Genomic DNA, 11,579 nt, shown 5'->3' on the forward strand with positions numbered 1-11,579 from the left:
TTCTCAGATGAAGTTCAACAAAGATTAATTTAGGTAGACGTGAGATGAGATAGCATTTTGCTTCCAGACCGACCAAAGTCAAAATTACACAATGAACTACGCTCACCCCACTTAAGAAGAAAGATATCAGATTTACACTTTATTGCGCGAGGTTTTTCTAAGCGTCATATTGCACTTAGATTGGAGCGTGCTCCATCTACGATTTGTAGAGAGATCAAACGTAATCGAAACAGAAATGGTTACTTTGTTAAACATGCTCATAAGTTAGCAAAGATCCGCCATAGCTCGAATCATAAAACTGTTGATCCTGCAGTGTGGAAACAGGTCAAAAGTTATCTTGCTCTGCAATGGAGTCCTGAACAAATTGCTTCATATATTGCTGGCAAAATGTATTCAATTTACCACTATATTCTTCAAAATAAAATTAAGGGAGGCTATCTATATCAGCATTAAAGTCCGAGTCAGGTATTATTGTAAGAGCATGCTGTTGCACTTTAAATGCGAATCTAAGTTATAGAATAAAGTTTAATAAAAAGACAATTGAGCTTCCGCTCAATTGTTAAAAGATAATAATTAAAGATTAAGTGTTATTTCTTTGCCTTTAGCACGTGAAACGCAAATCATCATCGACTGTTGTGAGGCTTTTTCATCATCACTTAAATATTGGTCATAATGTGCTGCTTCACCTGATAAAATTGCCGTTTCACACGTTCCGCACACACCCTCGCGACATAAACATTCAACATCAATATTTAAAGACTCAATGGCTTGAAGAATCGTTTGATTCGCCATCACTTCAATACGTTGGTTTGATTTAGCCAGTACGACCGTAAACGCTTCACCATTTTCAGGGATAGTTGAAGCAAATTGCTCCCAATGAATATTTTCATCACGATAACGGTTTTTATTACAGGTATCGATGACAGTATCAATCATCGGTTTAGGGCCACACACATACACGTGCGTTCCTTTGGGTTGACCCGCAATGAGTGCATCTAAATCCAGTTTAGAGCCTTCACTGTCAATATAACTAAAGACCTTATCACCATGTTGGCTTTGTTTAAGTTCATCTAACAAGGCTGCATGTTCAGGTGCACGAAATGCGTAGTGCAATTCATAATTTACACCGCGTTCAAGCAGTTCGTCCATTTGCGGAATAAAAGGTGTAATTCCAATTCCGCCTGCAATTAAAATATGCTTTTCACCATGCGGTGACAGTTCAAATAAATTTTTGGGTGTAGAAATTTCAAGGGGAAAATCTGCTAAACATTGGTCATGCATAAAGATTGAACCACCCTTACCTTCTGCATCTTTACGTACGCAGACTTGGTAAGTCGATAAATCTTTTGGGTTACTCATGAGTGAATAAGCATTTGAAAGCTTATCGTTCATTTTAACAATGATATGGCTTCCACCTGTAAACGCTGGAAAGTCCTGACCATCTTGGCGTTTAAAGGTAAAACGTTTAATGAGCGGTGTGAGTTGTTCCACTGTCGTCACTACAGCAGGAAACATTTGATAACTCTCAGTCATTTTTAAATCCTAATTTTGCAGTACTATGGTGTTTAAAAACTTAAACACCAAGACATAAGTATTTGATTGTCATAAATTCCTCTAAACCATATTTAGAGCCTTCACGACCAACACCTGATTGTTTCACACCACCGAATGGCACAACTTCATTTGAAATTGCCGTGGTGTTCATTCCAACCATGCCATATTCTAGTTGTTCGGAAACCTTAAAAATACGAGAAATATTTTCTGTATAAATATAAGCAGCTAAACCAAAAATGGTGTCATTTGCTTGTGCAATCACTTCTTCATCAGTTTCGAAGCTAATCAATGGTGCCACTGGGCCGAAAATTTCTTCACCCACAATTTCCATAGACCGGTCAACATTGGTTAAAACTGTTGGTTCAAAAAAACCATAGCCAAGTTCATGCTTTTTACCACCACAAGCAACAGATGCACCTTTAGCACATGCATCATCAATCAATTTTTGCGCTTTAAGTACTGCTTTTTCATTAATTAAAGGACCAATTTGGGTACCTTCATCTAAGCCATTACCCACTTTCAGTGCTTGAACAGCAGCAACAAATTTTTCGCTAAATGCCGCATAAATATTTTTATGCACATAAATACGATTTGCACAGACACAGGTTTGACCGGCATTACGATATTTCGCAAGCATTGCACCTTGCACAGCTTTATCGAGATCAGCATCTTCAAATATAATGAGAGGAGCATTCCCCCCTAGTTCAAGTGCCAGTTTTTTAATGGTTGGTGCGCATTGCTCCATCAGCAAACGACCCACTGGTGTTGACCCTGTAAAGGTTAATTTTTTTACTTTTTCATGTGAGGTAAAGACCGAACCAATTTCAGCAGACTTACCTGTAATCACGTTAATTACACCTTTTGGAATACCTGCTTTCTCAGCAAGTTTCGCAATTGCCAAGGCACAATAAGGCGTTTCATTTGCAGGCTTAATCACAATGGTACAACCCGCTGCAAGCGCAGGCGCAGCCTTACGTGTAATCATTGCCAACGGAAAATTCCATGGGGTAATGGCAGCAACAACACCTATAGGTTCTTTGACCACCAAGAAACGTTGACCTGCATTGGTCGTCGGAATTACATCACCATAGGTGCGTTTACCTTCTTCGGCAAACCATTGAATAAATGAAGCAGCGTATTTGACTTCACCTAAAGCTTCAGCAAGAGGCTTACCTTGCTCAATCGTCATTAAACGTGCCAAATCTTCTGCATGTTCTAAAGTCAACTTGTACCAAGCCAAAAGTAAGTCAGCACGAGCTTGAGCGGTTAAAGCTTTCCAAGACTGTAAAGCTTGATATGAACTTTCAACGGCTTGCACTGCTTCTGCTTTGCCCATATTTGGAATCGAGCCAATGACTTCTTCATTTGCAGGATTGGTTACATCGATACGGTTTTTATCTTGAGCTTCAACCCAAACACCATCAATAAACGCATTTTGTTGAAATAAATCGTTAGTTTTTAAGCCGAGCATTTTCATATCCTAGTGCTATATATTAGGTGAAATCAGAATTTCAAAATGAAGGATGAGTATAAACTCCCCCCTCATCATTAACACTTCACAGCAAATTATTGATGATATTTTGCAACTAGGTTTTGGAAATGTGCAATCCCGTGCTCACTAATACCTGAACGTTGCTTATCCGTCATAATACGTCCTTGACCACGATATCCACGAGATTTTAAACCACGTTGTACACTTTCTACCAACTCTAAATCTTCTGGACGGAATACATTTTTGTACCATTCGATTAAATCTTTTTGATCTTGAGTCAACTCTTCATTGGTGAAATAAATATCATAATGTTGCAATGTCGTTTCAGCATCCACAGGAAACTCATAAATTACGGTCATGAAATTACTGCCCGGTGGTACATTAAACATGGTGCTTGGCCAAGTCCAAAAACCGTGGAATTCAGGGTCTGTAATAGATGGATCTATTTTGAATGATTTTTCTGAAGAGCGTGCATAGCCATACTGTAAAGTCCAGTTTTGATGTGTGGTATGCCAATATTTATCCACTTGTACCGAATCAGCAAAACCTGGATGTGCTGGGCCACAGTGGTAACATTCAAGATAGTTATCTACAATCACTTTCCAGTTTGCAGGCGTTTCCGTAACAAAACGAGCAGCCAATTTTAGGTCTTTGACCACGGTACACGCTTCTGCGAGTTTAGCCGCAAAGCCTGGTAATTGATCTTCCACACACGTTGCATTGTCATCCATATTAATGAAAACAAAGCCTGCATATTCTTCAACTTTAAGCTGTACCATGCTGGATTTTTCTTTATCGAAATTTTCCACATGATCACAGTTACGCGCCAGTGCAAGGCTACCATCTAATTTAAAAGTCCACGCATGATAAGGACACGTAATGACATTTTTAGCTTTACCACTGCCACTAAGCAACTCATGACCACGATGTGGGCACACATTATAAAATGCTCTTAAAACACCATCTTTACCACGAATAATCACGATATTTTCATCAATGACTTTACGGGTAATATAGTCATTTGATTTTGCCAGCTCACTGCCATGTGCTACACAAAGCCAGCTTTTTGCAAAAATTTCTTCTTTTTCACGCTCATATACTTGTGAAGATGTATAAAAAACTTTTGGAAATGTCCATGCATTATCTGGATCTACACAAAAGTCTTGCGGTAATGTTTCAATTGAACTCATGTTCTTAACTCCATCCATTTTATTCATAACTTTTAAATTCATTTATATAATTTAAGATTTTTCAATCATTTGTTTTATGCTTTTCAACATTTCTTGATATAGCTTCTGCACTTCGGGACAATCACGCATTAAGCGTAATCCGCCATGCAAAACACCTTTAGCCACATGAAAACGATGTTCTATTCCTGCTTGGATCAATTTCTCTGCAAAATATTTACCGTCATCAGATACGGGATCAAACTCTGCAACAGCAATGAAACTTTCTGGCATATCCGAAAAATCATCAGCAAGTAATGGTGCTAAACGTAGGTCATTCCACTGCGAATCATCGGGTGCATATTCACGTAAATAATATTCACAATCTGCACGGGTTAATAACGGCGCTTGTGCATGTAATGTATACGCAGGTAAATCAAAACGGGTGGTCAACATCGGATAAATCATCACCAAGCCTTTGGCTTGCTGGCCCGTATGCTGTAAAGCAACAACGACTGCCGCAGCTAAATTCCCACCTGCGCTATCACCTGCAATAATGATGTTGTCAGCATCAATATTCCATTGATCTGCATGTGTTCTAAGCCATGTATAGGCAAATTTACAATCATCATGAGCAGCTGGAAAACGATGTTCTGGCGCTAAACGATAATCCACACTCAGCACAGCAATGTTCAGATCTTGGCAAATGTAACTTAGTAAAAACTCATGTGAATCTAAACCACCTACAACAAAACCACCACCATGAAAATACAAGACACACGGCCAGCCTTTTGCTGGAACTTGCACAGCTTTCGGTCGATATAATCGAACCCCAACCTCATGATCCGTACTATTCAAATAATGATCTTCAATATCAATCTTGCCATCTTGTGGCAATGTATAGTGTCTACACATTGCATCATAAGCTGCTCGACTTGAATCAAGATCACAATCTGCTGGGCTATACACACTGCTCCAGTAAACTAGACTTTGCATTTCTTCACTAAGAACATACTGTGTATTTAGGGCTGTCATGAGATTTCCCTTTTAAGACTTTCACGCCCGATGTCTACTGATTTAACAACAGCAATGTCGATATGTTTATTTGTATCATCTGATGCATCTGAAAGAATCAGAGACTCCTCAAAATTTTGCTGGTCAATCAGGTGAGAAGGAATTTTTGAATAATCCTCAATTAACCACTTAATTAGGCCGTACGTTTGAATCAAAATAATCACAATAAACGGTAATGCTGTCACAATCGTAGCAGTCTTCATGGTATCGAGCGGTGCTTTTGAGAAAATCATCGCGATAGGAACCAAAGTCAGCATCACACACCAAAATAGACGCGCTTTCGGTGAAGGATCTTGCCCTTCTTCTAAACCACGTGTACATGTTGCAGTCACGGCATAACCGACAGCATCCATGTGTGCAGCCAAAAATATCACCATGATGCCAAGGAAAATCCACATCATCACTTGACCCGCAGGCAACAAACCAAGTAACTGACCAATAGCAACTTCACCGCCCTGTTGGCTCAGAACTTGCGGCACATTGACTACACCGTGAATGAAGTTATAAACGCTAAAGCTTTCAAATACACCGAAAATAAACCAAATACCGACACTACCGCCAATCACCATTGCCAGAATAACTTCTTTAATGGTACGACCTTTAGAAACACGAGTAACAAAGAGAGCTACGCCTGGTGCATAAGAAATCCACCACAACCAATAAAACACAGTCCATTCACGTGTGAATTTTCCATCTCCCATCGGGTCTGTAAATAAACTCATATCGACGAAGTTGGTCGCCATTAAACCAAAACTCATCAATGAATTATTTAAGATAAATTGTGTTGGGCCAAAAACCAGCACATAAACTGCAAATAAAACCACGCCTAGACAGACAGCGTGACTTAAACGCTTCATGCCATTTTCCATACCCACATAAGAACTGAGTGCAAATACCATCGACACAGCCAAAATAATGATGACTTTTGTGGTAAAGGTATTTGGAATACCTGTTAGTAACGACAAGATATTGGTAAAGGTCACGGCTGTAAGCACTAAGGAAATCGTTAATGCACCAAACATACAAAGCAAGAACAATATGTCGACCAGACGTCCGACCACGCCAGTGGCTTTAAATCCAGTAACCGCTTCCATAATAGACGCTAAACTTAAGCCTTTATTTTTACGGACATGGAAGCTGTAGCATAAGGAAACTGAGGCTAAAGCATAAATTGCCCAAGCACTGACACCCGAATGGAAAAATGAATAAGCAACACTATATTTTAAAGCTTCAGCAGATTCAGGGGTTAAGCTTAAACCGGGCGTTTGATAGTAGTAGGCCCAATCTAAAAAGCCCCAATACAAACTTGAAGATCCAATGCCCGATAAAATGAACATAAAAATCCAAGACAAGGTGCTGTATTCGGGCTTTCCTTCACCGAGTTTAATTTTTCCATACTTACTAAATGCCAACATCATGGTAAAAATGATGGCTAAAAAGGCAAATAATAAAACAGGCGTGGTAAAAATTGATGTGCTCCATAACATCAATTGGGCAGCCAACTTAATAGAGGCTTCAGAATAAATCGCTAATCCTGCGACTAAGATAAACACAAACGATAAACTGGTTACCGCAAGCACTTTATCTGTATAAATTTTTGGTTTTTGATTTTCCATATCAACAAATCCGTTTTAAATGGATATTTATTCCATGACAAATAAGCCCATCAACTTTTACTAATTAATGATGCGATCGCATTTCCCACTTCATGTGTTTTAGCTGTTCCACCCACATCTGCTGTTTTTGGACCATTCACCAAAACATGCTCAATGGCTTGCATAATATCCTTACTGGCATCTTCAAAGACTTGTTCACCATTGCCTAAGAACTCTAGCATCATTGCACCTGACCAAATTGCAGCAATTGGATTGGCAATTTTTTGTCCAAAAATATCTGGTGCAGAGCCATGTACTGGCTCAAACAAAGATGGAAAATTACGTTCTGGATTTAAATTTGCTGAGGCTGCTAAACCGATCGTTCCTGTACACGCGGGACCTAAATCAGACAAAATGTCACCAAATAAATTCGAGGCCACAACAATATCAAAACGTTCAGGTTGAAGGACAAAACGAGCTGCTAAAATATCAACATGCTGCTTATCTGCTTTAACATCAGGATATTGTTTTGCCATTTCATCAACACGCTCATCCCAATACGGCATGCTAATCGCAATCCCATTAGACTTGGTTGCTGCAGTGATTTTTTTAGCTTCACGCTTATTTGCCATTTCAAAGGCATACTTTAAAATTCGGTCTACGCCATGACGCGTAAATACAGCTTCCTGCAACACAAACTCACGGTCTGTACCTTCAAAAGCCTTACCACCTATGGCTGAATACTCACCTTCACTATTTTCACGAACCACAAAAAAATCAATATCACCTGGCTTTTTATCTGCAAGTGGAGATTTCACCCCCGGCATTAAACGCACTGGACGCAAATTAACATATTGATCAAAACGACGACGGAATTGTAATAATGATCCCCATAATGAAATATGATCAGGAACCTTATCCGGCCAACCCACAGCACCAAAGAAAATGGCATCGTATTGCTGTAAAGTCTCGAACCAGTCATCTGGCATCATCTTGCCATGCTCAAGATAGTAGTCACAGCTTGCCCAATCAAAAGCATCTAATTGAAGTTCAATTCCATATTTTTGCGCAGCGGCCTTTACAACCTTCACACCCTCTGGTAGAACTTCTAAACCAATGCCATCCCCTGCTATGGTGGCAATCTTATATACTTTAGCCATGCTATCCTTTGACCTTGTTAATGAATATCCTACTAAGTCATTAACATGATCGTTTCAGATAAAATGATCAATATTCAAACCATCAGGCTTATGGACACGGATCGTGAATAATCTACCTAACTTATCGGATTTTAAAGTTTTCTGTGTTGTAGCAAAGCGTCGAAGTTTTGTCGAATCCGCAGAAGAATTGGGTTCATCTCCTGCTTATGTCAGTAAGCGAATCAATATTTTAGAAACAAACTTAAACTGTAAGCTTTTTCATAGAAGTACGCGCCATGTTAGTCTCACCGAGGATGGCAAATTAATTCTGGAAAAAATAACGCATATCTTAGATGAGTTTGATGATCTGAGTGAATTACTCAATAATCCCTTAGGCTCCCCCACGGGCCATTTAGATATTGTCAGTAGTTTCGGTTTTGGTCGCAAACATGTTGCTCCTATTCTATCTAAATTACTGAATATGTACCCCAAACTCACCCTTCATTTCAATACGATTGATAATACCAAGGACTTGATTCAACACAGTATTGATCTAGATATTCGAATTGGCAATGAAATTGCACCAAACATGATTGCAAAGAAATTAGCTTCGAACTTTCGTATTTTATGTGCATCGCCGAGTTATTTACTTAAAAATGGCGTTCCTGAAACAGTTGAAGACTTACAACATCATGACTGCTTAACCATTAGTGAACGCGATCAATCTTCTGTTTTACTCAAACTCAGACATAAAAATGAAGATATCGTAACCCATGTTCGACCACGATTTGTTTCCAACAATGGTGAAATTATCCATCAACTTGCAATTGATGGACAAGGCATTATTTTACGTTCTGTATGGGATGTTGCGGACGAACTAATTTCAGGACAATTGCAGCATATTTTACCTGAGTATTGGCAAGATGCTGACGTTTGGGCAGTTTATCCTTCTCGCTTAAAAACCTCGTCAAAACTGCAAACCTGTATTTTATTTATTCAACACGAATTATCAAATCGGTTACAGTTAATTCAAAAATTAAATCGGGGTGAATTAATCTCACCTGTAGACAACATTACTCCACCCACTGAAAAAGTTTTTCTATGAAATTAAAAAATCGCCCATATTTAATGGGCGATTTTTTAACTGAAATCATATTTTCTAAAAATAATAACCCAGAGATAAATAGAATAACTGGTTCCAATGATTATTATCACCTTGTGCTAAACCTAGACCACTACCACCCGTCATTGGGTCATTCTTGCTCCAGACATACTCCCCCTGCACCCCAATCGCTTTGTAATTAAAATAAACGCCCGCAATCAATCGTTCTGAATCTTTAAAACCTGATTCATCTTTTAAAAATTGGCTATAGGAAATATAAGGTTTAATATTTTCAAGTTCAAATATTGGTTTATTTACAGCATAACTTAATTCGTTCACCACAAATTTAGCCTTATTTGCGACTTGATATGGAAAATCAAATGCCCCAATTGTTGAATATTTTGGATGCAAATCATCTGCATTTTTAATATCCTGTGCACCCACAACAAATAACCATTGCCATGCATTTAATTCAGTTAATGCGAATATATTCCAAGCATCGCGGGTACCATCCTGATGTGTTCTTTTATTTTCTAGATCGGAGTGCCAATAAGAAGCGCCTATTTCAGTTTTTAAAGCATAAGTTTTATTTAAATCAATTTTTTTAGAACCACGCCCAATCCACATATTTTTTTCTTCAATATCTGTTCCTTCGTTTAAGTCATCTGCTTGCACAAAGTTCCCAGAATATCGGCTTGAATCTTTTGAAGTCCCTTTATAATTTCCACCATCACTTGGATAAAATCCAAGGGCTAAATGATAATCTTCATTTTTAAATCGATATTTAACACCTGTGTTTTGAATATCTTCCAAGCCTACAGTATTCAGAATAGTTTCATAATAACTATTCCCCCACAAACGATCATAACCAAAATCTACAAATTGTAAGCCAACTGTTAATCGCTGCTCTTCATTAAACTTATAACCTGCCCAAGCATCTTTTAAGAAGATTGCATCGCATAAAGAATCATATTGATAACATCTAGTATCTATGGAAGCGACCCACTTTGGATTTTCATAACCTAGAACTAGCTTGATGTCTGCAAGCTTCCAATCATCATTTTTAGATCCTTGTATGGCTTGATCAGCATAATCTTTATGCAAAAAACGTGTCCGCACCGCCCCTGAAACTTTGAACTGACCGTCTTCAGTAGCAATATCTCCCCAAGCTAAATTTTCTGCAAAACTGCTAGAACTAAAAAGTAATGAAACTAAACTGAACGAAAGTAACATTTTTTTCATTTCGATCTTCCTTGATAAAGATACTTAAAATGAAGAAAAGCTATTATTTAATCAATCACATAAATATGAGTTAAAAATTTACGAAGTGTGTTTAATTAGAAGTTTTACTTAATTTATTTAGAGTATTTTTAAATTGCTATAGTAACTCGAATTACTGATAAGAAATTGACTTAAAAAAAAGGTGGCTGAAAATGGTTAGGAAGTTACCACACCACTTACGCTTTCAGCCACCATGTTCGATTTTACATATTCATTCTGTATTATTGATGACTTTTTTCAAAAGTTCGAAGCACCCTATTGGGGATTTTTAAAACACAGTAACAAACGTTTAAGAATACATTCTTCCCAATATCATAAATCTATATCAGCAATTGCGACCAGAGATAAAAGCTCTATGGGATCGTTCTTTGGCTGTAAATCACATTTAATCACGAATCAGCTTCGCAATGTGATAAGCACTATTTTATCCAATAGACATACAGCAGATATCAAAATGGTTGAGCAATTGGTTAAAGGATTAAAAACAAAAATCTATGCTGATCGTGGGTACATCAACCACAGACTAAAATCAAAATTAAAAGTTCAAGACATTATTTTAATTAAATATCCCCGTAAAAAACACAAGCTGTGAGCTTATCTAAAGGCGATGAATATCACTTAAAGTAACGTAACAAAATAGAAATTTTATTTAGCTTGCTCAAAGGGAAATATAATCTGGTGACAGTCGGTCTCGGAGTATCTCAGGTTATTTAGCAGGCATTTATGCAACTTTATGTGTTATCAGCTCTACCATAAAAATAAGCCAACGATTCAAATTAGCGAAGCATTAGCTTAAGCAGGATTCAGGTTTTTTATAGTAGGTTATTTATAAATCAAATAACTTACCTGGATTCATAATGCCTTTCGGATCGAATACTTGTTTCAATGCTTTCATGTATTCAATTTCTTGCGCAGTACGTGAATATTCCAAATATGGTTTTTTGGTCATACCCACGCCATGTTCCGCAGAAATTGAACCATCATATTTTTTCACAGTTTCAAATACGTATTTATTCACTACCTGACACTTAGCAAAGAATTCATCTTTACTTAAATCCGCAGGTTTTAAGATATTTAAGTGCAAGTTACCGTCACCAATGTGACCGAACCAACAAATATCAAAATCTGGATAATTCGCTTCTACAATTGCATCAATTTCTTTAATGAATGCAGGAA

Annotated in this window: 10 protein-coding genes and 2 pseudogenes; 4 read left to right on the forward strand and 8 right to left on the reverse strand. The window is 37.8% G+C overall.

Annotated features, from left to right (window positions below):
- The first annotated feature begins 57 nt into the window (after positions 1–57).
- Positions 58–453: a helix-turn-helix domain-containing protein gene (locus B9T25_RS14835; RefSeq protein WP_143222463.1), complete on the forward strand. Its 396-nt coding sequence runs from the start codon at positions 58–60 to the stop codon at positions 451–453.
- Positions 454–573: 120 nt separating this feature from the next.
- Here the strand turns inward: B9T25_RS14835 and cntB are convergent, their stop codons facing one another.
- The 6 genes and pseudogenes from cntB to B9T25_RS06945 all read right to left on the reverse strand — a co-directional run bounded on the left by cntB (position 574) and on the right by B9T25_RS06945 (position 8,041).
- Positions 574–1,533 (reverse strand): carnitine monooxygenase, reductase subunit CntB, encoded by a 960-nt coding sequence (cntB, locus tag B9T25_RS06920; protein ID WP_086187713.1) that lies wholly within the window; start codon positions 1,531–1,533, stop codon positions 574–576.
- Positions 1,534–1,573: 40 nt separating this feature from the next.
- A complete protein-coding gene (locus tag B9T25_RS06925; protein ID WP_086187714.1) occupies positions 1,574–3,025 on the reverse strand; it encodes an NAD-dependent succinate-semialdehyde dehydrogenase in 1,452 nt (483 codons plus the stop codon).
- Positions 3,026–3,120: 95 nt separating this feature from the next.
- Complete coding sequence (gene cntA, locus B9T25_RS06930; RefSeq protein ID WP_086187715.1) at positions 3,121–4,236, reverse strand: carnitine monooxygenase subunit alpha; 1,116 nt, start codon at positions 4,234–4,236, stop codon at positions 3,121–3,123.
- A 51-nt stretch (positions 4,237–4,287) separates the two neighbouring features.
- Positions 4,288–5,247: an alpha/beta hydrolase gene (locus B9T25_RS06935; RefSeq protein WP_086187716.1), complete on the reverse strand. Its 960-nt coding sequence runs from the start codon at positions 5,245–5,247 to the stop codon at positions 4,288–4,290.
- The gene (locus B9T25_RS06940) at positions 5,244–6,902 is read right to left on the reverse strand and encodes a BCCT family transporter (RefSeq protein ID WP_086187717.1); all 1,659 of its coding nucleotides are present in this window, start codon (positions 6,900–6,902) and stop codon (positions 5,244–5,246) included. The genes B9T25_RS06935 and B9T25_RS06940 overlap by 4 nt, the downstream gene beginning before the upstream one ends.
- Positions 6,903–6,929: 27 nt before the next feature.
- Positions 6,930–8,041 (reverse strand): annotated as a pseudogene (locus B9T25_RS06945) (tartrate dehydrogenase).
- 103 nt (positions 8,042–8,144) lie between these two features.
- On the opposite strand from B9T25_RS06945, the gene B9T25_RS06950 reads away from it, so the two are divergent.
- Entirely contained in the window at positions 8,145–9,125 is a 981-nt protein-coding gene (locus B9T25_RS06950; protein ID WP_086187719.1) for a LysR family transcriptional regulator, read from the forward strand.
- A gap of 54 nt (positions 9,126–9,179) precedes the next feature.
- On the opposite strand, the gene B9T25_RS06955 is transcribed toward B9T25_RS06950, so the two are convergent.
- The gene (locus B9T25_RS06955) at positions 9,180–10,364 is read right to left on the reverse strand and encodes a porin (protein WP_086187720.1); all 1,185 of its coding nucleotides are present in this window, start codon (positions 10,362–10,364) and stop codon (positions 9,180–9,182) included.
- Between the two features lie 232 nt (positions 10,365–10,596).
- Here B9T25_RS06955 and B9T25_RS14840 point away from each other — a divergent pair.
- A pseudogene (locus B9T25_RS14840) lies at positions 10,597–10,689 on the forward strand (IS982 family transposase); the annotation flags it as partial.
- Between the two features lie 9 nt (positions 10,690–10,698).
- On the forward strand, positions 10,699–10,995 hold the full coding sequence (locus tag B9T25_RS14845) for a transposase (RefSeq protein ID WP_416202353.1): 297 nt from the start codon (positions 10,699–10,701) through the stop codon (positions 10,993–10,995).
- Between the two features lie 234 nt (positions 10,996–11,229).
- On the opposite strand, the gene B9T25_RS06965 is transcribed toward B9T25_RS14845, so the two are convergent.
- Positions 11,230–11,579: FAD-linked oxidase C-terminal domain-containing protein (locus B9T25_RS06965; protein ID WP_322853458.1), on the reverse strand; the 350-nt coding region annotated here is incomplete at its 5' end.

The sequence above is a fragment of the Acinetobacter sp. ANC 4470 genome, assembly GCF_002135335.1.
Lineage (GTDB): Bacteria > Pseudomonadota > Gammaproteobacteria > Pseudomonadales > Moraxellaceae > Acinetobacter.

Bases quoted from the DNA above. Each gene is read 5' to 3' on its own strand.
- cntA (WP_086187715.1), bottom strand. From the start codon at position 4,236: ATGAGTTCAATTGAAACATTACCGCAAGACTTTTGTGTAGATCCAGAT.
- B9T25_RS06925 (WP_086187714.1), bottom strand. From the start codon at position 3,025: ATGCTCGGCTTAAAAACTAACGATTTATTTCAACAAAATGCGTTTATT.
- B9T25_RS06935 (WP_086187716.1), bottom strand. From the start codon at position 5,247: ATGACAGCCCTAAATACACAGTATGTTCTTAGTGAAGAAATGCAAAGT.
- B9T25_RS06940 (WP_086187717.1), bottom strand. From the start codon at position 6,902: ATGGAAAATCAAAAACCAAAAATTTATACAGATAAAGTGCTTGCGGTA.
- cntB (WP_086187713.1), bottom strand. From the start codon at position 1,533: ATGACTGAGAGTTATCAAATGTTTCCTGCTGTAGTGACGACAGTGGAA.
- B9T25_RS06955 (WP_086187720.1), bottom strand. From the start codon at position 10,364: ATGAAAAAAATGTTACTTTCGTTCAGTTTAGTTTCATTACTTTTTAGT.